Source organism: Streptococcus sanguinis (genome assembly GCF_019928825.1).
GTDB lineage: Bacteria > Bacillota > Bacilli > Lactobacillales > Streptococcaceae > Streptococcus > Streptococcus sanguinis_L.
The window spans coordinates 1-24,451 of the sequence record NZ_JAHZOP010000001.1 but is presented as its reverse complement, the minus strand read 5'-3'; the positions used below and the strand labels follow the sequence as shown (position 1 = coordinate 24,451).

Genomic DNA, 24,451 nt, shown 5'->3' with positions numbered 1-24,451 from the left:
CATGCTCTACTGTTGCTGAATGCGAGAAAAATACAATATTATACATCCTGATTCAAAACAAAATAAAAGAGATTTTTCAAAGTGAAAAGGTTGAGACATCTTATCTCAACCTTTTAAAAATGGCTATAAATCATTTAGCAAACTTTACACATCGCTAAATCTTCTGTACTTAATTTCGAATTCAAAGAAGTTCTTCTCTTGCAGCGTATGGAAAATATCTCGATAAGCCTCCTCATCAAAATGATGTCCCAAATACAAGATTTCAAAGCTTAACCCTTCATATTCCAGAAAGGCATTGGTCGTTCGAAAGCCATTACGCTTATAGAAGTCCATACGTGCTTGACGTTGCTCTAAATTATCACATTCTTCATCGACACGTTCTACCTCTAGAACCATGGTCTTTTGATAAAACTCTGTCAGTTTATGAATGATTTCTCCCCCATAGCCATGGCTGCGAAGGTGCGGCATAATCGCAAAGAAGCTGACATAGAACATTTTTTCGTTATAAACTGCAAAAGCAAAACCAATAAATTCTTCCTCATTATAGAAGGCAAAGAAATGAGATCGTTCATCATTGGTATAGAGGAGAAATTCATTAATAGGAACTCTCTCTTCTTCTGGAAAGGCTTCTCGATTAAGAGCTTCTACCTTATCTAAATCAGGAAATTCTGCTGTAATAATTTGACTCGTTAAAGACATTGCTACCTCACTTTGCTTATATTCTAGCAGTTGTCAAAAAATTTAGCAAGCATTATCAAGCTTCTTCCGCCTTTTTAGAAAATTGGCTCTGATAAAGGTCATAATAAAATCCTTTATCAGCCAAGAGACTCTCGTGATTGCCTTGCTCGATAATCTGACCATCCTTGAGCACCAAAATCTTATCCGCTTCTTGAATGGTCGACAGTCGGTGAGCAATGACAAAACTGGTCCGCCCCTGCATGAGAGTCTTCATAGCTTTCTGAATCAAGAGCTCCAGCCGTGTATCGACAGATGAGGTCGCTTCATCCAAAATCAGAATCTTAGGATTGGCCAAAAGAGCCCTCGCAATCGTAAGCAACTGCTTCTGCCCCAGCGAGATATTGCTGGATTCTTGATTCATTTCCATATTGTAGCCACCTGGCAAAGTCCGGATAAAGTGATCCACATTAGCCGCCTTGGCTGCCTCTACAATTTCTTCATCAGTGGCTTGCAGATTGCCAAAACGAAGATTTTCCTTGATAGTCCCCTCATAAAGCCAAGCATCCTGCAGCACCATACCGAACTGTTTACGGTAGTCCTGACGGGACAGATGTCGTATATCATGCCCATCCACAGTAATCGCACCTTTGGTCACATCGTAGAAACGCATGAGCAAATTAATCAGCGTGGTCTTACCAGCACCAGTTGGACCAACAATGGCGACCATTTCTCCAGGTTTGACTTCCAGATTGAAATTCCGAATGAGCGGTTTGTCTGCCACATACTGGAAGTCCACACCCTTGAAGCTAACCTGACCTGTCAAATCTTGCTCTAGCTTTTCTGTCTCATCATTGACCTCGTCTGCTTCGTCCAGCACTTGGAAAATTCGGTCCAAAGAAGACTTGGCACTCTGAAGCTGACCTGCCAGCTGAGTCAGGTTTTGAATAGGCTGGTTAATCTGCCAGACATATTGAACAAAAGCCTGCATATTCCCGACTGTCAAGCGCCCAGCAATAACCTGAAGGCCGCCCAGCAGAGCCAGCAAGAGGTAGGTCAGATCTGAAATAACATTCAAAACAGGCATCATCAAACCGGAGATAAAGCTGGCTTTAAAACCTACTTTCTGCAGTTTATGCGTAATTTGTCGAAAATCCTCTTGGGAGCTTTCTTCTCTGACATAGAGCTTCAAGATATTAAAGCCTGTCAAATTTTCCTGAACAAAGCCATTCATAGCCCCCAGTACATCTGCCTGCTGTTTAAAGTAAGGCTGGGATTTCTTCACGATAAAGCGAGCACTAAGGTAGGTAATCGGAATTGAGATTACCACAATGATACCTAACTGCAGATTGAGTACCAATACCATGACGATAACCAAGATCAGAGTGAAGACTGCATTGATAACCTGCAGAAAGGACTGCTGCAAGGCATTTGAAACAGTTTCGACATCGCTGGTAAAACGCCCCAGCAAGTCACCAAACTGATGCTTGTCAAAGTAAGAAACGGGGATGCGATTAATCTTATGACTAAGTTCATCGCGTAAGTCACGAATGGTAGCCTGCACTGCATTGGTCATAAAGTAATTAGAATAGTAAGAACCGATTTCATAAATAATCGCCCGCACAAAATACAAAACCATGACCCAGCCAACATAGGACACATTAATCTGGGCGTCAGCCACACCTTTAGCCATATCCAGCAGATTATTTGTCAATTCTGTAATGGCTAGACCTAAGACAAAGGGCTCGACGACACTCATGACGACACTGAGGATTTTGAGGAAGATGGCAAAGGCGACTGCAAATTTATAAACTTTTAGGTAGCTCCATAGACGAGCAAAACTTGATGTGTTTTTCATGTCAGTCTCCTTTCTATTCCTCTGTCAAAGCTTGATTCTTCAGCTGAGAATCTGCAATTTCACGATAAATATCATTGGTTTCCATCAGCTCTTCGTGCTTGCCGCGTCCGACGATTTCGCCTTGATCCAGAACGATAATCTGGTCAGCATCCATGATAGTTCCCACCCGCTGGGCTACAATCAGCACCGTAGCCTGACCTGTCACTTCTTTGAGACGACGACGCAGCACCGCATCCGTCTTATAATCCAGGGCAGAAAAAGAGTCGTCGAAGATATAAATCTCCGGCTTTTTGACCACCGCGCGGGCGATAGAGAGTCGCTGCTTCTGCCCACCGGATAGATTGCTGCCTCCCTCGGCCAGATGAGTCTCAAAACGCTCTTCCCGACTTTCGATAAAGTCCTTGGCTTGAGCCACCTCAGCTGCCTGACTCAGCTCTTCCTGACTGGCCTCTTCCTTTCCATAGCGTAGGTTTTCTGCGATAGTTCCAGTAAATAACAGAGCCTTCTGCGGGATAAAGCCAATCTTCTGACGCAGTGCCTTCAGATTGTATTCACGGACGTCCACACCGTCCACTAAAATCTTACCAAGTGTTACATCGTAAAAGCGCGGAATCAGCTGCACCAGTGTAGACTTACCAGAACCAGTTGAACCGATAAAGGCAATAGTCTCACCCGGCTTAGCCTTGAAGGAAATATTATGCAGTACAGGACTCTCTGTCTCACCTGGATAAGCGAAGGTTACATTGTCGAACTCCAGATAACCCTTCGTCTCTGTCTCGGTTATACCATCTTCATTAGGATTGATTGAAATGGGCATATCCATAACTTCCTTGAGCCGCTGGCTCGATACCGCTGTCCGTGGATACATGGTAAAGAGATTGGCCAAGAAGAGGAAGGACAGTAGGGCGTGAAAGCTGTATTCGATAAAGGCAACGAGATTTCCGATTTCAAGACTGCCGTCCCGCAAGGGGGCTAGGGCAAACCAGACAATGGCCACAATCATGGCAATAATAATCTGCACAAAGAGCGGCTCTGTCAGACCAGTCAGCTTAAAGAGCTTATTGGAGTTTTGCGCATAGACTTCATTTTCATCAGCAAAACGCTTCTCTTGAAACTCCTCTCTTGCAAAAGCTCGAATAACGCGTAGACCAGTCAGATTTTCCCTTACGTACTGATTAATCTTATCAAGGGTCTTCTGCTGCTTTTCAGACAGGGGCTTGGTTTTAACCGCCACATAAATGACCACGACTGCCAAGAAAGGCACTGAAACAGCTACAATCCAGGCCAGAGACGGACTGGTCAGAAAAATCATGAGAATACTGGACAGCATCATCATAGGAGTAATGACACCCATTTTAAGGGTTTGCTCCGCAAACTGCATGAGTACAAAAGCATCCGAAGTCAAGCGCGTGACCAAAGAGGATACACCGATTTGCTCATACTCATGATGAGAATACTCTTGCAGCTTGGCATAGAGATCATTGCGCATGTCCTGCACCATGGTCGTCGTTAGCTTCCCAGCCGCATAAGCCAAAACAATTCGCCCCAGTACCCCTAAGATAATAACGCCAAACATCACCCAAGCCCAGAAAAAGAGCCGGTCTGTCTGCTTAGGATTGATTCCCTCATCAATCATCCGAGCCAGCACCGTTGGCAGACCTAGATTGACAATCACAAAAAAGATTGCCGCGACAAAGTCCAAGACCAGCCACTTAGGATATCTCTTCAAATAAGACCAAATGTATAACATAAGTCCTCCTTCACCATCTATTCAAAAATAACTCACTCTAAAGTACTCAGTACCTTTAAAACACAGAAAAGAGCGCGCAAATGCACGCTTTAATACAAATATTATAACAAAAATATGAAGTAGGGTAAAGGTCATTTCAGACTTTTCTCCGCTTATTATCAGCCTCATAAATGACTGTCAGCAGTAAACTGCCTGAAAGCAGACTGGTTACAGTTTTAATTGCATGACTTATATAGAAAAACAAACCTAGTTTTCACTAGGTTCGTCATTTCTTATCTGCAAGAAGGTCTGAATTTAAGAGTAATTCAAGCTCTGCCCTAACATTTCAGACTTGCAACTTTGCAGACCATTTGACAACTCAAACCAATCACTTCTGGTTTTCAAAGATTGATGTTCTGAAATCTTTAGTCTGATCAAGGTAAGCTTTGAAGACTGCTTTTTTGAGCTTATGGACAGCACTGTTATATTCTGGTTTATAGCCGCTCCAAGAATACCAATTATCGTTTGCATCTTTGAGAACTGCTTCATCCATCAAGGTTTGCAACTCTTCTACAGTGCTTATAGTCTTAGTAGCATAACTTGTCCATGGTTGTCTTGTATCATCAAATGTGACCTTGTTCAGGCTGTCGAACTTGTTTTTACGTTCTTCATACATAGCCTTCTTAAACTCAGTCCAATTATTAAACTGACCATTGAAGACCTTGCGTAAAACCAAGTCATCTGTTACCAGACCTCTGGTCTTACCATAGATACTGATGGTTTTTCCGTTTTGCTTAGCATCATCTTCATACTGATTAGAGATATAAGGGACCATGCCTTCTTTGAAGCCCTTGGCTGCCAGAAGTTCATAAGCCATACGCCGTCCCATAAGATCTCCAGGCGTTCCTTTTTCACTGCTTAATGCCGAATAAATAGGAGAAAAAAGCTTAATCGTATGGTAGCCATTTCTTTCTACGTCACCATTTTTGTACTCACGCGCTGAAAGAATGTCATTTTCAATGAGACTGTCGAATGAATTTAATTTTTGCGCATCCGCCATTGTAATATTTTTTATCACATTGGTTGCGTAAACATCATTTCCATCCGCATCTCGGACATATTTATTATCGATTTTTCTTAGCGCGTTCACTTTCTGCACATCGGACAGACGGTTCACGATTGACATCCCTTCTAGGTACTCCAACATATAAATGACATCAAACATGTTATGAACGTAGTTTTTCAGATCATCCGCATTTTGGAAACGTTCAGTTGGATCCAGGACTTGCAAACGAGATTTTTCCGTTGCATCATTCTTGTCATATTTGAGAATTGAGTTGACCGTGATTGTCGCATCATCTGGATGATCCGGTGCTTGCAACAAGCCCTTAGCGAAGAATTCTGGACCAAGACCGCTTCTTCTTCCATATCCACCTAAATAGATCTCATTATCAGAATCATGTGTCATTTCATGGGTATAGGTAATGGCTCCGTCCTTGTCCAGCATCCGATAGCCCATGTAGTAAACACCGTCACCTGTAGCGTAAGCTCCGTGCTTATTGTGCACGACCTTGTTTCCAACCGGTCCGAAGAAATACTTCATAGCTGGATTAGAACTGTCAAATTGTGCCTCCGCTGTAGCCTTGCCGACAGTAGCATCATCACCAAACTTATAGGCATCATAGAGCAAGATGTTTCGATAGAGCTTTTCACGGCTCTGCTCGTCTAATATTCTATACCAATAATCATAATGGTCGCGTTGACGTTTTGCGGTTTCTTGGGCATTATCCTCAACAAACTTATTGAGTTCTGCTCCTGCTCTATGCTCATTATTTCTATATCTGTCATAGGCACCAAAACCCAGACTGGATATAGTCGAGATGACAAAGACCGATCTTTCAGGCATTGTCAGCAAAGGTAGAACCATATTCCGGTACTTCCAAGTGTCGCTGGTAATTCTGTCATACACCCCGATAGAATATTTGCTGCCAGCCTGCTCTTGTTTGACCCTCACTTCATCAATAGCTGATTTTTCTTCAACGATATAAGCCTTGGTTTGCTCTTTGAACCATTGATTATTTGTTTTGTTTGGTAAAAATACTTCCCGGTAATTGGCAAGCGTGCTAAACAAATCTTTTGTTACATTATTGTTTGCAAGGCTGATGCTATAAGCATCAACATTGTTCTTGGCCAGAAGATTGTTAAAGCCTGATTTACCTAATTCAATGATCGTGTCTAACGGTGATACGTTGCCCTTACCAAAGAAATCCATGTGATACATGACGAAGTCTTTGACATTCACGTCACCATAGTTAAAGTTGTACCAGCGCTCTAAATAGGTCAAACCTAGAAGTAAGGCTTCCTTGTTGCGTTTGATTTTATCTACGACGTAACCATTAATCGTTTGATTTTCGCTGGCAATGACTGCATCAGAAGACAACAGTTTTTCCAGTGTATTTGCTAGATTTTCCTTCGTTTTGGCAAACTGCTCTTCTAAGTATAATTCCGTTAATGAAACTCCTGAAGAAATACCTAGGGTGTTTCTGATAGCCTCTGACTGATAATCGACCGCTCTCAAATCAGACAAAACTTCATTGATGATCGAACTATGACTATGTAAGAATTGATTTGGTGTATAGATGAGACCTGTATCGCCCACACGGTATTCTGCTAACTTACTAAAGTCAGATTGGTAGGTGATATCTAGTATTTCAGATGAATGATCCTGATAGTGCAGCAAGAGCTTATTAGCCGCATCTTTATGCGAAGCAATATCTGTAATTACTTCATTATCCTTCATTATGACTGCAGACAGGACTTCTTTTTCATACAAGGCGCTATCTTCTTTTACCAGATTACCGTACTTGACAATGGTTGCCTTATTATAAAACGGCAGTAATTTTTCGATATTCTTATATGCTAATGCTCGACTGGCTCGATAGTCTTCAACCTTAGAAAAATCACTTTCTTTATTGCTGCTAGTCAGCAAATTTTCGACAGTCGGTACATTAAGAGAGTTGATTTCAGATTTCTTACTTGCGATTTGAGAAGCATCAAGGATTGTTCCTCTCTCTTCGAGCGATTCCTTGGTGACAACCTCATCCTTTTCAAGAGTCACTTTGTAGACTCTGTTGTCCTTATTGCTATATGAGTCAGTTATCCTCATTCCTTTATAGTGATAGCCACTAATCGCATTCCCGTTCATAACATTGACATCGCTAAGAACATTATGCAATCTTCCAGCGTGTCTCTCTTCGCTAGAATCTCTATCCCATAAGTAGCCAGCCACACCAGCAACACTTCCAAAGCGCTTCACATTATTAATGTTGCCCTCTGCATAACTATTACTGATAAGCGCATCTTTCTCGACAAGACCTGCAAGGCCACCGACAGTTTGGTTGGTACTATCCGCATTTGATGAGATGGTAATCGTAGCTTTTGACTTATCAACTACTGCATTGATGCCAGTCAGTTGACCTACTAATCCTCCGATATTGTATGGTGACCTCGTTTCATAGGAATTAACAATTCTTCCATTGAAACTGCTGTTCGTAATCTTGGAATTATCAGCCTTCCACACCAAGCCACCAATACCACGTTCGCCAGCCAGAACACCGTCTACATGGACATTGTTAACCCTTGTTGCATTATTCGCTTCATTTGCAAGGGCTCCAATATCAGTTTTCCCTGAGATATTTACATCTTTAAGAGCCAGATTTTCTACAGTAGCAGCACTCAAAATGTCAAATAAAGGCTTCTTCAAATTATAAATAGCATAATGTTTTCCGTCTTTGCTGCCAAAGAGCTTACCAGTAAATCTGCCCTTTATATAACTGCTAGTGCCATTTTCTAGTTCGACCTCATTGGCATTCAGACTAGCACCTAAATAATAGGTTCCACCGAGATCATTATTTATAGCTTGAACTAAGTTACTAAAGGAAGTGAAGTTTGTGACTTCTCTCTCAGCCTTTTTAGCTAGATAGAAAGTAAAATTGTCCTCGTACTTATTATTGATATCCTGTTTTAATTTTTCAGCACTTGCAGTAATTTTATAAACTGGCTGACCATCTTTTGTACTATCTACTATTGAAGAAATCGGCAAGAAAACATCTTTAAATTTAGATGATTTAACTTTCACGAAATAATTCTCTTGATTGCTTGGAATGGCATCCAGAGAAACGTGTTGCTTGTATTTTCCATCAGCTAGACTATACAGCTCCACATCAGATACATTTCTTAACTCGATATTCTTTTCTGGTTCTTGCTTCTGTTCTTTCGGCTCTTGAGCTTTTTCAGCAGGATTTTCTGCTTCTGACGCCGCTGGTTCGATGTTGCCAGTATACTCTTGCGGAGGTTCTACCTGCTCGGGCTCTACTATGGCTCCAGCTTGAGTTCCTGTGTATTCAGGTAAGGAAGACGCTTGTTCGGGTTCAACGATTGCTCCTGCTTGAACGCCTGTGTACTCCGGCAATGGAGTAACTTGCTCGGGTGCCACTACCGCACCTGATTGAGTTCCTGTGTATTCAGGCGACGGGGTGACTTGTTCAGGTTCTACTACTGCACCTGATTGAGTCCCTGTATACTCTGGTAAGGGTGTAGCTTGTTCAGGTGACACTACTGAACCTGCTTGAACACCAGTGTATTCAGGCAATGGAGTAACTTGTTCGGGGGCTACTATTGCACCCGATTGAGTTCCTGTATATTCTGGTAATGGTGTCACTTGTTCGGGTTCTACTATTGCTCCTGCTTGAACACCAGTGTATTCAGGTAGCGGAGTCACTTGTTCAGACTCAACTATTGCCCCTGATTGTACACCTCCAATCTCTGGTTCAATTTGTTCAGGCTCAACGATGGCTCCAGATAGTGCACCTGAATACTCAGGCAAAGAAGCCACCTGCTCGGGCTCAACGATTGCACCGGATTGGACGCCTGTGTATTCCGGTAAGGGAGCGACTTGCTCGGGTTCCACCAAGTTAGCACCCACTGGCTTTTCACTTGGCGTTTCAAGCTTTTTAGTCCCTTTTTCCACTATTTTAGGAGTTGCTTCCTCAATTTTAGTAGAAAGAACTTCTCTTGAAACTTCCGCATTATCTACAGTAAAAATTCGGACGACTTCGATTTTATGGCCTGGTTTGCCTTCTTGTTTTACTCTTACAGTACCTTCAGCTAAATCCGGACTCTCTTGTATTTGTTCTCCAAAGGCTATCTCAGTTTCAACGGTCTCTTCTTTGTATAATAATTCTGACTTAGCTACTCGGCCAGACAAAACTTCATCTTGAGGCTCAATTGTATTGACGCCAACCGTTTGATTTTTCAGCCCATTCTTATCAAAAGAAACAGAATAATCTAGCTTCTTATTTTGGTTTAAAACTTCTTTATCTTCATTAGCATTCTGCTGATTATCAAGAATCTTATTGTCTAATAATTTTTTAATTGATTCGTTTTTTATGTAGCCAACATAGGTATAACCCGAGATTTCACCTGGTGACGGCAGACTTTCCCCAGCTGACACTTGATATTCCGCATTATACTGTAGCAAGATTCCATTTTCCAGCGCATCGACGGATAGTATCAAACCACCTCCGACACCAGCCCCCACCAAAACAGTTAATAGGAACTTGCTTTTAACTTTTCCTTTTGACACAACAAAAACAACCAATCCTATCGTCGTTAACAGACCAACCGTCATCTTAGTATTGGAATTGTTACTGTCGCCTGTATTCGGTAACGTTTTTGCTCCAGTATTTGAGTTTAACCTGTAGACAAGATAGTAAGTTTCCTCGTTGCCTTCTGACATTTTAGGAACTCCACTTACAATCAACTCCTTTTCTTGCGGAGTTATTTCAGTATCTGTCACGTATTTATAGTGTACATTCAACTTTTCCTGTGCTTGAACAGAGTCAACCCCAACGATAGAACCCAAAAACAAACTAGAAATAGCAGCCGAAACAAGCCCGACAGCTAATTTCCTAAAAGCAAACCGAGTTTGCTTCTCCCCAAAAAACTTTTTCATTAAAATCCCTTTCAAATTATTCTAAAAAGAATAACAAATCCTTTAACCAGAGAATGAGCAACAATATCAATTGCATTCATTCATCTGAATCCCCCTAATAATACAAACTAGAGCTTCTATATAACATATAAAGATAACGTATGTTTTTAATTTAAAATATAGCGCCTTTATCCCTCTAAATAATTGAAGTATCAAAAAAATCTACTCTTTTCTTGCAACACACTCCTTTAAGTATTCAGACATATTGGAATAAAGCTTTTTACATGAGCCATATTGCCATTCAAAGACAGAACCGTTAGTATCCAACAAAATTAATATTCCATCAAATCCCAAATCTTCCAAAATATACATATTTACTGGAAAATCCGGATATGTTTCACGTGCCTCAAGCGTTGATTTTACAACATTAAGATATTCTGGTCCGTTCAAACCCTGCCATTCTGTCCCAAAGAAATTTACTACTCCGAACTCTCTTAAATAATCAATATAGTCTGTAGAAAATTTTATTGTAAGCTCGTTTTGAGCCTTTAAAATTTGTTCATCGTTCGCACCTTTGGTAGCTTCTAGTCCTGAGACCAGTTTCAATTCATCGCTAATTTTTGACATTATATTTCCTCTCCTCTCATTTTCCAATAATTTGCTTTTTCTTTTGCAAAGGCACTTCTATCAATCTGTGATGTTTGTGGAGGTACTTCGTGTAATAGTCTGTAATTCCCCTTATGCTCATTATGAGTTAATTCAGCTAAAGGTGAATCTTGTTTCTGTCCTATGTGGTGAAGCTCAACTGGCTTACCATTCATTAGTGGAGCTTTTCCTTCAAGCATACGCTCTTTATTAGTTTTTCCGAATTCATCCTTTATCTTATAGTCAATATCAGTCCTTTGAAAACAGGCTCGGCCATTTACATCTTTTTCGATTACATTTAATCCTTTATAAACAGCCGCCTCTTCTTTCCAGCGGATATTATCAACAATACTCTCTGACCACCCTGTCTCAGTTTTTAGCTCTTGCTTATCGTGCTGGTTAAGCGGAGTTTTTTCGTGAAGAGCTGACTCTTCACCTTTTAATTCAGATTCCCTACTTACTTCCAACCTTTGATTAGGATTAAAAGAAGAGGGCTCATTTTCTATTTTCGTCATACTCTCTTTTAAATCAGATTGATTCATTTTTTCGATACTCACAATAAACCTCCCTTTTGTTTCCACTCTTCTAAACTAGCATTATTATTTAGCTCATGAACATATAGCTGTGTCAAAATTGCTTGAATAATATTTAATCGCTCTTGCTGAGTAATTGGTCCATCTACCAGCCTATTAAACTCATTAACGACTTCATAGGTAATAGTTCTTTTATCCTTACACTTTTGATTTACTTCTCGCGCCTTTTCTAAAAGACTCGGATAAAACTCCGAAATAATTGGAGCAACCTGAAGCATCTTCACCTCGTAAATCTGCTCATCAAGATACCCTAAAATTTTATGAATAGATTTACCACTGATAGGAGCTCCAAACAAATCATCTCTTAGTTTTTCAATATCTATATTCTCTATCTTTTCATTTCCAGTCAAAAATTTACTGATTTTCAAATAAACATCTGAATAAGATTTTGATTCATTTAGTGATTCTTGACTATATTGATAACTTTCGAGACTATTATCATATTTCTCTACCTTGCACAAGACCGGCTGAATCCATTCATTTTGATAAACAGCTGCAACACCTTTGGGTAATTTCGCTAATTCCAAAATTTGGTCATCATTTAGATTTGCAGATCTACCAACCAGCTCTCGGTCAGAGAAATCAGGAAGACGCATTATAATTTTAGTATTGGTATTACGAATAACAGATAAATCTAGAAGTCCTGGTGCTTGATCAGCTATAATAAACCCTTCTCCATAAGTACGCATTTCTGCAATAGCATTAGCGAGCATTTCAACACTTTTTCCAAGAAGATTGCTTGATTCTGAAGACTGTTCAGTTGAAGTTCTTTTCAATAGATTATGAGCTTCTTCCAAGACGGTTAGGTGACGAAGCGAAGAATTCATCTCTGCTTGAGACATTCTATATTCTTGCAATTTCAAGACTAATATTCCCATTAATAATGATTTAGTCTCACTAGAACCAATCCGACTTAGGTCTATAATCACATTTGAATCAAATAATTGCTGCTCAGATAGTTCATCTTGAGAAAAAATGATTCCATTTATACCATTTGTTAAAGATTCAATTCTAGTCAATAAAGAACCTTTATAAGCGCCTTTATTTTCGCTATCGTACTCACTTGAGTCAATAATTTCTTTTATATTTTCAGCAACATCTCCAAATGTTGGATAAATTGTACCATAAGAATTTCTTGATTGAATTAAGTCCCATCCACAATCTATGTACGACTTTTCAACTGCTTTTTTTAAGACCGCTGGCATAGCAGCATACATAGGCCAACATACATTGAAAATTTCAATTAAACGATCCAGATGTTCTAAAATATGAATTTCCTTAGAAAAACTAAAAGGGTTCAATCTGAGCAAAGGTGTTAATTTCGGATTCGTGCCATATATTGCTACATCCTTTTCCTGGCCAAAGACATGTTTATATTCCCCTTTTGCAGGCTCTACAACAAGAAATTTGACATTATTTTCCCTTGCTTCGCTTAAAAGCTGGTAAATAGTATTACTCTTACCAGATCCTGTGCTTCCTGTTATAAAAGCATGGGACGTTAAAGAATTCAAAGATAAATCTACCGAAACTCTTTCCTCGCGGTTCATATGAAAAATATTTCCTAATCGGATGTTTTGCTCAGATTTATCATCCAAATCATAAGAAACAATATTTCGACCAAATTCTGTACATTCTATAATAGGCAGACCTGGAATAGATTTTTGAGGAAAATTCAAAGAATAAGCTAATTCTTGACCGGACAGAGGAACTGTCGGAGTAATCAAAGATGGATAGACATAATAAGTTTCATCGTTTTCTAAAACACTAGGATTCAATGCAAATATTGGATGTCGCAAATCCCTCAAATAGTGAACAATTTCTCGAGTATCGGCACTACTCTCTCCCATATCACCACGCCACAGATTAACGGATGATTTACTCATATAGGACTCTTCTCCCTGAGTCAGAGCTAGGTAAGTATGAGCGACATTATTAGCGATATTTTGGTCTTCGCTAAGTACATAAGCAGCAAACTCCCACATGCCTAGAGCAGTTCCTTTTTCAAATCGTTTCATCTGCTCATCCAAAACCGATAATGCATGATGAATATTGTGGTTCATAAAGAACTGATTAATTCCTTCATTCTTACCAACCGTAGCTGTTACATTTGAGGCACGAGCAAAATTTGCTCCGATGTTGGAACCAAAATTGACCGCTCGAGAAACTCCCGCAGTCTTTCCCAAAGTTTCGGAGATAGCTCTACCAGCAGTTTTAGTAACAGCTTTTACTACTGTCTTAGCGAAGGTTTTACCAGTTGAATCGGAAACAGAAGTACCTCTATTCCAAGAACGGTTATATTGAGTAGAGACTCCTATATTATTCCCAAAGCTTGCACTGGCTACATTGGATGAACCAACAGTAACTCCAGAGTTTTGACTATAATTTACTCCTGCTCCAACAGTATCTGATGAACCTTTGTTGCTACCACTAGTATGACTACTGTTAGTTCCGTCAGTCTGACCACTTGAATCTGTCGTTGAATCTCCGCTAGATTGTGTCTTCCCTTGGGATTGATTAGTCGATTGACTTTGGCCATGCTGAATCCCAGCACTAGCTCCAATATTAACTCCGAAAGTTGCCATGGAAGTCGTTGCGTCAGATTCAGTGAAAGTGTAGCTAGTCTGCCATTTCTCGAAAGGAGCTAAAGCAGAATATAATTCAGAAAGCCGCAACTTGCGATTTTCTACATCCTGAATCGGACTCGCCAAAAGAATCAAGCTATAATCTTGACTAGGTCCTTCAGGAATGATACCATCAATCAATTTTTCAATTGTTTGGCTAATAAATTTTTCAGATTTCGCAGTTGGAAGGTTAGATACTGTTGCTACAGAGTATGATTTTTGATTATTCAAGCAAGGTATACGCCCGCGACCAATCTCTTCTTTGACTGTTGAACCAGGAAAATTTCCTTTTATAGCTTCTAGAAGTCGCTTTTTATAATTCTCAACATTGACATTATCATTGGCATTCTCAGTGTTAATTACTGCTAGATAGACTTTCGTATCATTCTCTGTACGATGAAAGACTAGAGCAATATTGCAGCGTTCATTAGAAAGTACTTCATAGACATTTACTAATTTTTCTAGACTGTTTTCTCGCTTATCTGTAACCCATTTCGTTATATTAAAATAGCGGATATTGTAAGACGGATTAAAATCATCGTTAAATTCAGCTGTATTTTCCAAAGGAACATACAGTTCCTTTATTTGTTCCAAATAGGAGTTGAACACCTCAACACCACACGATGCCAATAGCCTGCTAGTCAATTCCTCATCACTAATATCTGGTTGATCTGCAAGATATTTTTCCTTTTGCTCCTCGACAGCCTTTAGCTGCTCTGGACTCAAGGCAGATAATTTTGCTAATTTGTCTGCAGCTTTAGCTCCAGCCTTATTGATTAAATTTTTTATTCCCATAACTTTTCCCTCGAACTACATCTCCACTTATTTCCAAGATATCATCTGCTTGATTTCATTTACATAAGTTTTAATCTGCTTTTGCTGTTCTTCAAGACTGTAAATTTCTTTAATAACCTTTTGAATTCTCTGATCCAGTTCCTTCAGTTCCGGACTAAATTCAATAATATTGCTTTTGATAAGACTTCCCAAATCCTGCATCCAATTGTTAAACTTCCGTTCGTGTTCTGAGCGAATACTCTCACTAAATTCAGTCAATTTAGCTTTAAACTCTTTATTATAAGTATTAGTAAGACCTGAAATATTAATCTTATTTGATTTTAGTCGATAGTCACCAATTCTAAAAATGTAACTTAATTCATCTCTATTAAATTTGCCTAAATCAAATTGATTAAAATCAATTTCTTCGTAAGAAATAATGATTTCCGAAATAGCTTTTCTTTTCTCTGGCTGAAGATCCAAATCACCTGAAATAACCTTCTCCAATTCTTTTCGAACATCAGATGTGGCATTAAGCCAAAATTCTTTTGAAAATAGGTTGAAATGCTCCTTTGCCATAACCAAATTTTCACTGAACTCTTGCTTGATAACATTAAGAACTTCTGTTGAAGCCTGTTCTTCAAGCTTTCTTCGTCTATCTTCACCTAACATATAATTATCTATATGTCCTTTCAATTTTGAAAAGGCATCTGATCCTGAATGAATATCATCAACAATCACTTCAGGATATTCAAGATCTATACGTTCATAGGAATCCTTATACAGAGATTCTGCTCTTTCCTTTTTCAAATTCTGGGTCAAACTTTGTAAATAACTCAGCATTTCCTCAGGATATCGGCTAGTATAGTCTTCCCTTTCATGAGATATGCTTTTATCAATTGTTTCAAGAATTTCAGATTTTTGAGAATCAAGTTTATTCTGTAACTCTACCTTGCGACTACCCAATTCCTGATTTTTCTCTTCGATTTCTTTATCAGTAATACCAATCAATTGATTCAAAGTATCCCTAGCTTGCTGACACTTATCATAATGCGAATATTTATTTACAAAACTCTTGATTGTATCTTCAATTGTTAATAATCCACTATTAGCATAGATTATATTAGAATTTGATTCTGCAGTCTCAACCATTGAAGAAATCATCTGCCTAGGGAGAATATTAAAATCAAATAATCTCTTGTAATAATCGTTTTCTGGATCTGAATACTTAGCTTTGTAGGTATCGAATAATTCCGAGTAGAATTCTCCCTTAAGATTCCCATCCAGTTTAGCCCCTAAACCAAGTATGGATGAAACATAAAATATCCCTTGACCATACAGTTCGCGCGGTATTGATTGATTCATAATTTTTTGTTTAAAAGATTCTTTTTTAAATCTTCTCAAGCTAATATCTGCAGTTTCTGCTTTATTCACTACAATCATAGTAAAACGACTGTCTAAACCTGCAACTTTCTTTAACTTATCTTTTAAATTATCGTTATCTGTACTGTCCATCGAACTGCTATCTGTCACAAAAATAGGAAGACCGTTAGACATCCCTTTCATGGCCTTATCCAGAACATCCGAATGTTGGAGATTAGTAGAAGAATTTGAACCTGGAGTATCAAAAATAGCAATTTTATAATTTATATCATCTAGAGCACTTCTGCTAAAAGGAATCTCAATTTCAATTAGATCACCTAATTCAGAATCAGAAACATCATTTAATTCTTCCAAAACAAAACGTACTTTTTCAATAATTGAAGTTGGTTTCTCTTCATCCAAAACCTCATTAATTGAAGCTAATAATTCTTCTCCATCTTCTAGGCCATGCACAACTAGTTCATTATCTCGAAATAAGATTCTAGCTTCTTTTTCTTTAAAAGAAATTCGAATACTTGCTCTATCCTTATGAGGAGTAGAAGATAATTTGTAGACTTTCGCCGTAACAGGTGTTTCTGCACTAGGTAGTAGTTCGCAACCAATTAATGAATTAATAAAAGTTGATTTACCAGCACTATAAGTCCCTAGAACACATATAGGGACAATGTCATTAGAAGCATCTGAAAACCTCTTTAATTGTTGCTGTATCTCACCACTCTCATCCTCAATGTTTTTTGTTATTAAAGGATCTAATTTTTGAAAAATCCGATTTATTTCAGGCAAAACATCTCTAGCATTTTCTAGATAATTTTCTGATTTTTCGAGTTGAATATTCTCAAACTTAATATCCGTAATCAAACGTTCTAGTTCTTGATACTCATCGTCACTACCTGAAAAACAGATAGACAATACATCATCGGGATTAGAATATTCAGTAATTATTTGATTTATAATCTCATAAACTTTAAAAGGAAAAAATCCAATTTGATACTCACTACTAATCAGTTTGCTATTAGAATTACTATCTTCGTCAATAAATGTCCATGAATTCAGCTGATTATTCCAACGCTCAAATAAAACCCTTTTTTCATAAGGATTGCTGATGATTTTTATCTTATTCATAATATCTCCTAAATCGCAATAATCTGTCTAAATTATATCATACAATCCTATTTTTTGTTAGCGTTTTAACATAAAAATGATTTTGGGATACAAAAAAACCAAGTCTTTCGACTTGGTTGATTTCTATGATTGGAAACTCTATTATTTAAGAGTAACTGAAGCGCCTGCTTCTTCCAATTTAGCTTTAAGTTCTTCAGCTTCTGCTGCAGCAACGCCTTCTTTGATAACGTTTGGTGCACCATCAACAAGTTCTTTAGCTTCTTTAAGGCCAAGACCAGTGATTTCGCGTACAACTTTGATAACGCCGACTTTCTTGTCGCCAGCTGCAGTCAATTCAACGTCAAACGAATCTTTAGCAGCGGCAGCTTCACCAGCACCAGCAGCAGCTACAGCTACAGGAGCAGCTGCAGTTACACCAAATTCTTCTTCGATAGCTTTTACAAGGTCGTTCAATTCAAGGATTGAAGCTTCTTTAATTTCAGCAATAATGTTTTCAATGTTCAATGCCATTGTTATTTCCTCCAAATAATTTTTAAATTTATAATATTTTTTTCGTAGCTAGGCTACGCTGCGTAGCTTAAGATTAAGCTGCGTCTTCTTTGTTTTCTGCAACTGCTTTGACAGCAAGTGCAACGTTGCGAACTGGCGCTTGAAGTACAGAAAGGAGCATAGAAAGAAGTCCTTCGCGGTTTGGAAGAGTTGCAAGTGCAAGAATCTCTTCTTTTGATGCGACAGCGCCTTCAATTGCACCACCTTTGATTTCAAGTGCATCAGCGTTCTTAGCAAAGTCGTTCAAGATTTTCGCTGGAGCAACAACATCTTCGTTAGAAAATGCTACTGCAGATGGTCCAACAAAAACAGATGCCAAGTCTTCAAGTCCAGCTTTTTCAGCTGCACGACGCAAGATTGAGTTTTTGATAACTTTGTACTCAACTTCGCTTCCACGAAGCTCACGACGAAGAACGGTATCTTGCTCAACAGTCAAACCACGAGCGTCAACAACGACGATAGATGCAGCAGCTTTCATTTTTTCAGCAACTGCGTCAACCAGTTCCGCTTTTTTAGCAATAATAGCTTCACTCATTTAGTGTTTCACCTCCGTAATTATTTTGCTTGGGGAATTTTCCAAAAGAAAAACGCGCCCAAACCTAGACACGAAAGTACAATACGCTTCTTTTTACATGATACGTTTTGTCCTCGGTAGGATCTTTATGAGTCAAGCTCCCCTACTGTCTTAGGCAGTTTTTTCAAACCATTGATAATTATAGCAAAAGAAAAAAAAGATTGCAAGTCTTTTAAGCAATCTTTTTGAATTTAATATTTCTATCCCGCAAATCTCTTACTTGACTGATATCTACTTCTTTCCCTTAGTCGAAAGTTTCGAGTTCAATATAATCAAAGTTCTCTCTTAAATAATCAAATAAGGCATCTTTACGAGCTTTCTGATTCATTCCAATAAACTTTCGCAACTCATTTGTACGGAGTTCAAATTCACTGCCATCAAGATACCATGCAGAAAAATGAACTCGTCTCACCTTATAACGACTACCTAAACGATACATCTTCATAAATGCATCTATCTTAGAACATTCTGGCAGGTAGGCAATATCAAATGTCCTGTAACAAATGAGATGATCGCCATAAACCAAAACTTGCAAATCTTTGTCAAGGTAGTCCGCATCATTAAGATTTTGCCAGTCCTCCTCAAGCTCAGGATAACAATCTCTCAATTCCTGAATATTACTGTTTAACAAAAGATTATTTTTTATCATTCTATAGATAGACTTGACTAAACTCATATTGAACCAAATAAAGGAAAGAACCAACATAAAATCTTCACGAATCATATCTAGCCAAAATGATAATCCTACTTTTAATGTATGATCAATAAAACTACACGAACCCAAACCAAAGAAGATAGCGCAAAACATTGGACTGACCATCATCAAAATTCTAGCTTTTAGCGGAGAAATCTTAATCCTTTTTCCCATTTCCCCCAGCTCCTCCTAAACTCAATTCTTTATCGCCTTTTATATCGCATTCCTCCTCTTGAGTATGTAACTTTGTTTATCATAGAAAAAATTTATTCCAGTAGTTTTATGGCATATTAGGAAAAGTCTTTTTAAGTAGATTTCTGCTTTCTTCATCGGCAGGCAGCCATCCATCATTGAAAACACGATCTTTTATCCAAAAACGATTATAGAAAAAAGTCCAAAAGAAATTAAAGGCTGTTCCAGTTGGCTTTAACAAATCTTCTGGAATGAAAAGCACAGCAATAACTAGCAAAGCGCAGAAAGAACCTAAAATAATACCAAAGTATTTCCAGTCCTTTCGAAAAAGTGGGACAAAAAAACTAAAAAGTAACGTTGTAATAGAGTAGGATGGTGACAAGGTTTTAACTTTGGTTCCATCTGGTGACTGAATACTAATCTCATTCATAACATCTCCTTTTGATTGCATAATATACCAAATTAATTTAACAAACTTCGATAGTTCTGTCAACTGTTTTGCTTAGATATTAGAGAACGATAGCCAATGAATACATTGAAGAAGAGACTAGAAAGTTATTCAAAGGAGTATTAGAGAACTGAATGGAATTGACTTCTTTGTTTGAATTAGACCTTTAAAGTGTGAAATTTAAATGTTTTTTCAAAAAAATACAGCCCTAAGGCTGCATTACTAAAATTGATCAAATGGTTTCTGAAACTATTTTTCCTTCAGACTACCATTTAAGCCATCCCGAATAGGGTCTAGAAAATAATCCAATACGCTCCTGCTACTAGTTTTAATTTCAATAGTGCCAGATAAGCCTGAAATCAAGCTCACTCCTTTATGAAGTTTCTTTTTATCAACTGAGATTCTGACTATGTATACCATTCCTTTCCCTTTTACTTGAAAAGCTGTCGGACTTATATAAGTCACTTTGCCAGGTATCGTCCCATAATCAGAATAAGGATAAGCTTGTAGTTTTACAACTGCTTCCATATCTTTTTGAATATCTGCACGATCCTTATCAGATACTTGTGCTTCAAATATCAACTCTGATTTACTAGGTAGAATTGTTACTATTGGATTTTCTGAACTAACATTCTGTCCAATATAACTAACAGATAGACTAGCAATTTGACCTGTTGAAGGAGCTTTAATTGCTAGATGTTCTAAAATATAATGTTGCTGAGCTAGATCCGTCTCGGTTTGTCGTTTATTTTCCGTCAAAGTTGCCATTTTTTGAGCAAGACTAGTATCATACTGTGCAGTTACTAAGTTAGCATCAGCTTGTGATAATTGCTGACGATAAAGATTGTTTTCAGATATCAAACTCTGAACAGCATTCTGAGCCGAAGAATCATAATCTGATAATTGAATAGAGACATTTTTATCAGCCTGATATTTTTGAATTACTGCAATGGAAGCGTTGATTTCGGTGAGGCTGTTTTCTAATTGTCCGACATTTTGTTTGGTTACTGCATCATCTAGTTCTAATATGGTTGTTCCCTTTTCAACTTGGTCACCCTCCTTGACGTTCATAGACTTAACTATGCCATTAGTTAAACTAGAAACTGACTGCACCCGTTCCGCAGGCACTATTTCTCCCGTTCCAACAACAACCACATCAATTCTTGATAAAGAAACCCAAAGCAAGACTACGAGCAATAAAAGACTAATTAAAATTATAATCCATTTCCCCGCAATATGCGCAGGTCGCTCAACAATCTCTAACAACGATGGCATAAAGTCATATTTTAGTGTCCTATCTTTTTGCTGCCTATATTTTCGTAAATAGTCGGTTAAGGGAGCATTTTTATTCATATCCATATTATCCCACCCTTTCCTGTTGGCGATAGAGATGTGCGTATAGCCCATCTTCTTCAAGAAGTCGTTCATGGCTATCATAAGACACCACATTTCCTTCATCAACTACTAATATTTTTTCAGCTTCAGCCAATGTAGAAAGCCTATGAGCAATAATAAGCACCGTACGTCCTTGACAAATAGTCTTTAGATTATCTTGGATAATTCGTTCTGACTCATAATCCAGAGCTGAGGTCGCTTCATCAAAAATCAAAATTTTAGGATTACCTAAAATAGCGCGAGCAATGGCAACGCGTTGTTTCTGCCCCCCAGACAAACCCAGGCCTTTCTCACCAATAACGGTATCATATCCTTGAGGAAGAGCTAGAATAAAGTCATGCGCTCCTGCTGTCTTAGCGGCAGCTACAACCTCATCCATAGTTGCCAGAGGCAAATGAATAGATATATTTTCCCGCACTGTACCGTTAAACATAAAGTTTTCCTGCAAAACAATGCCAATCTGCCGTCTCAACTGCTCTGGATTAACCAAAGACAGGTCTAAACCGTCAATAGAGATTTTCCCAGCCTCTGGGATATAAAGTCGTTGAATGAGCTTGGATAAGGTACTTTTACCTGAACCGCTCCGACCAACTACTCCAACAATGCTACCAGCCGGAATAGTAAAGCTCATATCTTTAATAACATCCGAAGCATCTGAACGGTATCGAAAACGAACGTGATCAAAAACTATCTTCCCTTCTAAAGTTGGCAATTCAACCAAGCCATTTGGGCGTAGTTCAGTTGGAGAGTTAAAAATATCACCAATACGAGTTACTGATAAGGATGCTTGTTGATACTCTTGCCAAAGCTGAACTAAACGAAGTACAGGACCACTGATATGGCTAGATAACATTCTAAAAGCAACTAATTGCCCAATGGTAAATTTACCATCAATTACAGCTAAAGCACCAAAAACAAGAATCAAAAGATCAAACGCTTTCTGAATAAATTGTCCAACCGCTCCTGAATTGGAGGCAATCATGGCTGTTCGATAGTTGGCCTTGACATAATCCGCCTGAAGGTCTCCCCACTTCTGCTCAAATTTCGATTCCAAAGCAAAGGACTTGACTGTCTGTACCCCCTGAATAGACTCCACCAAAAAGGAACTGGTCTCTGCACCTGCTTGGAATTGCTCATCCAAACTTTTTTTAAAGAGGGGGGTCACAATGGCTGACAGAAGTGCAAAACAGGGAATAGATGCCAACACCAGCCATGTCAGAGGAACGCTATAGAAAAATAGAACCGCTACATAGACTAGGATGAAAAACGCATCAATCAGAGATGATAGAGGTGTTCCTGTCAAAAATTGCCGAATATGGTGTAGCTCCTGAACTCTTGCAACCGTCTCTCCTGCTCTTCTGGCCTCAAAATAGCGCAGTGGCAGAGCAAATAAATGTTTAAACAAGCGTGCATTTAATAGTACATCAATACGGTTGGTCGTATGGGTAAATAAATAGTTCTTAGCCAAAGACAGAATCAGCTCAAAAATATATACTAGACCAATCCCAATGGCGATGACGGTCAAAGTGGACAAGCTATGATGAGACAGAACCTTGTCAATAATGACCTGAACCATAATGGGGGTTGAAATTCCCAAAATCTGAATAACAAAAATCCCCAGCAATACTTGGATAAAGGCTGTCTTAAAACGCAATACCGTCGGAATAAACCACTTAAAACTAAAAAGTGAATCGCTTCTTCTTAAGGATCCTTTTTTAGTCAGGAGAATAGCAGAGCCATCCCATTTTTCTTTCAACTTTTCTAGCGATAGTAAATGAGGACTGGACTCTCCTGGATAGAGAAGCAAAACTTCCTCTTCCTGAAATCTTGCAATAATAAAGTAACTCCCCTCCCTGTCTTGAGCTATAAAGGGAACCATACTTCCTGCTTTTTTGACCAAATCTTTCATCGGTAAGACAACATATTTCCCTTTAAGTTGGTAGTGTTTTGCTGCTTCCAACATAAAAGGAATTGACTCATTAAAGGAACTATTGGCAGCTATTTGTTTTAAATCTTCCTCACTTGCCTGCACTCCTAAAAATTGTGACATAATCAAAAAACATTCCACTGCCGAATAAGTAGACAGGTGTTCATAATTCATTTCTTTTTCTTAATCCTCTCTCATTTTCTATCTTCTAAAAAACAAGAAACTAGGGAACAAAATCGTCCCTAATTTCTCTTGTTGTACTATTGTACTGTTAGTTGCTCTGTAAATAGATTCGTATTTGTATTAACAGCTGAATTAACAGCCGATACAGTATTTTCGCTTGGCAGAGCAGATACTTCCTGAACTAGTAGTTGAGATTGAGTCACTGCCCGTATTTCCGTTGTACTTGCTTGGGGTAACCGACTCGTATCCGTGACTGGATTGCTTGAAGCCACATCGTTTACAAGAGTTTCTAGTGTCTGCGCTTGAACAGCAGGCGTAACAACTGATTCACTAACTGGTGCAGCCTTCACATCAAGAGTCATTAACTGATCGTTAACGGTTGCCGTACGTTTATCCGAGAATTCCAAGTGAACATTTCTATAAGAGCTGCTATAAAAATAGTTGTTCAAAATAAGCTGATCATCACCCTGTGTCAGAGATAAATTCCAGTTATCGCTTTTAGCAAGCTTCAGATTCTCTGGACTAATCCCTTCCCCAAAGCGAATGGTGCTTAGGCCTTCGGAATCGCTAATGGTATCCTGGCCATGACCTAAATCGAAGATATAGGTATCATCACCAGCACCTCCATAGAGCTTATCATTGCCAGAACCGCCCTCTAGAAGATCATTGCCAGAACCGCCCTCTAGAAGATCATTACCTTCGTCACCATAGAGCTTATCTGAACCTGATGATCCATTGAGTGTATCATTACCAGCACCAGCATAAATAGTCAAGTTGTTAATCGGAGAACTCAAATACTCGCTCTCAGATGTACCATAGAGTGTACGGAACGGACTGCCTTCATCACTCACACCTAGCTCTGTACCGTCCGAAAAGACCAGTTTCAGATTGCGGTAAGATGCTGAGTAACGGAAGTCACTAAATGTGATACTGTCGCCAGTCTTGGTATTGGTCAATACGGCCGTCCAATTATCATTAACGGGATGACTTACCTGCAAGTCTGCCAATGAAATTCCAGCTCCAAAGCGAATGGTGCTTAGGCCTTCGGAATCGCTAATGGTATCCTGGCCATGACCTAAATCGAAGATATAGGTATC

14 protein-coding genes, 1 pseudogene and 1 other annotated feature are annotated in these 24,451 nt (G+C 38.8%); all 15 genes and pseudogenes read right to left on the bottom strand.

The window, feature by feature from the left end:
* Positions 1–144: 144 nt before the first annotated feature.
* Entirely contained in the window at positions 145–699 is a 555-nt protein-coding gene (locus K1J09_RS00075; RefSeq protein WP_223322781.1) for a GNAT family N-acetyltransferase, read from the bottom strand.
* A gap of 55 nt (positions 700–754) precedes the next feature.
* On the bottom strand, positions 755–2,533 hold the full coding sequence (locus K1J09_RS00070) for an ABC transporter ATP-binding protein (protein WP_223322783.1): 1,779 nt from the start codon (positions 2,531–2,533) through the stop codon (positions 755–757).
* 13 nt (positions 2,534–2,546) lie between these two features.
* Positions 2,547–4,283: an ABC transporter ATP-binding protein gene (locus K1J09_RS00065; RefSeq protein WP_223322785.1), complete on the bottom strand. Its 1,737-nt coding sequence runs from the start codon at positions 4,281–4,283 to the stop codon at positions 2,547–2,549.
* 367 nt (positions 4,284–4,650) lie between these two features.
* Entirely contained in the window at positions 4,651–10,275 is a 5,625-nt protein-coding gene (locus K1J09_RS00060) for a ZmpA/ZmpB/ZmpC family metallo-endopeptidase (protein ID WP_223322786.1), read from the bottom strand.
* A 201-nt stretch (positions 10,276–10,476) separates the two neighbouring features.
* Positions 10,477–10,881, bottom strand: a complete 405-nt coding sequence (locus K1J09_RS00055) for an SMI1/KNR4 family protein (RefSeq protein ID WP_002900415.1) — start codon at positions 10,879–10,881, stop codon at positions 10,477–10,479.
* Positions 10,881–11,456, bottom strand: a complete 576-nt coding sequence (locus K1J09_RS00050) for an HNH/ENDO VII family nuclease (RefSeq protein WP_223322788.1) — start codon at positions 11,454–11,456, stop codon at positions 10,881–10,883. Before K1J09_RS00050 ends, K1J09_RS00055 begins: the two co-directional genes overlap by 1 nt.
* Positions 11,453–14,908 (bottom strand): ATP-binding protein, encoded by a 3,456-nt coding sequence (locus K1J09_RS00045; protein WP_223322790.1) that lies wholly within the window; start codon positions 14,906–14,908, stop codon positions 11,453–11,455. Before K1J09_RS00045 ends, K1J09_RS00050 begins: the two co-directional genes overlap by 4 nt.
* 27 nt (positions 14,909–14,935) lie before the next feature.
* The gene (locus K1J09_RS00040) at positions 14,936–17,392 is read right to left on the bottom strand and encodes a dynamin family protein (RefSeq protein ID WP_223322791.1); all 2,457 of its coding nucleotides are present in this window, start codon (positions 17,390–17,392) and stop codon (positions 14,936–14,938) included.
* A gap of 141 nt (positions 17,393–17,533) precedes the next feature.
* On the bottom strand, positions 17,534–17,902 hold the full coding sequence (gene rplL, locus K1J09_RS00035; protein WP_002895571.1) for a 50S ribosomal protein L7/L12: 369 nt from the start codon (positions 17,900–17,902) through the stop codon (positions 17,534–17,536).
* A 73-nt stretch (positions 17,903–17,975) separates the two neighbouring features.
* Entirely contained in the window at positions 17,976–18,476 is a 501-nt protein-coding gene (rplJ, locus tag K1J09_RS00030) for a 50S ribosomal protein L10 (RefSeq protein WP_002895572.1), read from the bottom strand.
* A 37-nt stretch (positions 18,477–18,513) separates the two neighbouring features.
* Positions 18,514–18,649: a sequence feature (ribosomal protein L10 leader region), on the bottom strand.
* Between the two features lie 110 nt (positions 18,650–18,759).
* Positions 18,760–19,383: a hypothetical protein gene (locus K1J09_RS00025; RefSeq protein WP_049547697.1), complete on the bottom strand. Its 624-nt coding sequence runs from the start codon at positions 19,381–19,383 to the stop codon at positions 18,760–18,762.
* Positions 19,384–19,489: 106 nt separating this feature from the next.
* Positions 19,490–19,831 carry a hypothetical protein gene (locus K1J09_RS00020; protein ID WP_049547696.1) on the bottom strand — a complete coding sequence of 114 codons (342 nt, stop codon included), beginning with the start codon at positions 19,829–19,831 and terminating at the stop codon, positions 19,490–19,492.
* 267 nt (positions 19,832–20,098) lie between these two features.
* On the bottom strand, positions 20,099–21,208 hold the full coding sequence (locus K1J09_RS00015; protein WP_049547695.1) for an HlyD family efflux transporter periplasmic adaptor subunit: 1,110 nt from the start codon (positions 21,206–21,208) through the stop codon (positions 20,099–20,101).
* Position 21,209: 1 nt separating this feature from the next.
* On the bottom strand, positions 21,210–23,345 hold the full coding sequence (locus tag K1J09_RS00010) for a peptidase domain-containing ABC transporter (protein ID WP_049547694.1): 2,136 nt from the start codon (positions 23,343–23,345) through the stop codon (positions 21,210–21,212).
* An 86-nt stretch (positions 23,346–23,431) separates the two neighbouring features.
* Positions 23,432–24,451, bottom strand: a pseudogene (locus K1J09_RS00005) (hypothetical protein); the annotation flags it as partial.

Bases quoted from the DNA above. Each gene is read 5' to 3' on its own strand.
- K1J09_RS00075 (WP_223322781.1), bottom strand. From the start codon at position 699: ATGTCTTTAACGAGTCAAATTATTACAGCAGAATTTCCTGATTTAGAT.
- K1J09_RS00070 (WP_223322783.1), bottom strand. From the start codon at position 2,533: ATGAAAAACACATCAAGTTTTGCTCGTCTATGGAGCTACCTAAAAGTT.
- K1J09_RS00065 (WP_223322785.1), bottom strand. From the start codon at position 4,283: ATGTTATACATTTGGTCTTATTTGAAGAGATATCCTAAGTGGCTGGTC.
- K1J09_RS00060 (WP_223322786.1), bottom strand. From the start codon at position 10,275: ATGAAAAAGTTTTTTGGGGAGAAGCAAACTCGGTTTGCTTTTAGGAAA.
- K1J09_RS00055 (WP_002900415.1), bottom strand. From the start codon at position 10,881: ATGTCAAAAATTAGCGATGAATTGAAACTGGTCTCAGGACTAGAAGCT.
- K1J09_RS00045 (WP_223322790.1), bottom strand. From the start codon at position 14,908: ATGGGAATAAAAAATTTAATCAATAAGGCTGGAGCTAAAGCTGCAGAC.
- K1J09_RS00040 (WP_223322791.1), bottom strand. From the start codon at position 17,392: ATGAATAAGATAAAAATCATCAGCAATCCTTATGAAAAAAGGGTTTTA.
- rplL (WP_002895571.1), bottom strand. From the start codon at position 17,902: ATGGCATTGAACATTGAAAACATTATTGCTGAAATTAAAGAAGCTTCA.
- rplJ (WP_002895572.1), bottom strand. From the start codon at position 18,476: ATGAGTGAAGCTATTATTGCTAAAAAAGCGGAACTGGTTGACGCAGTT.
- K1J09_RS00025 (WP_049547697.1), bottom strand. From the start codon at position 19,383: ATGGGAAAAAGGATTAAGATTTCTCCGCTAAAAGCTAGAATTTTGATG.
- K1J09_RS00020 (WP_049547696.1), bottom strand. From the start codon at position 19,831: ATGAATGAGATTAGTATTCAGTCACCAGATGGAACCAAAGTTAAAACC.
- K1J09_RS00015 (WP_049547695.1), bottom strand. From the start codon at position 21,208: ATGGATATGAATAAAAATGCTCCCTTAACCGACTATTTACGAAAATAT.
- K1J09_RS00010 (WP_049547694.1), bottom strand. From the start codon at position 23,345: ATGAATTATGAACACCTGTCTACTTATTCGGCAGTGGAATGTTTTTTG.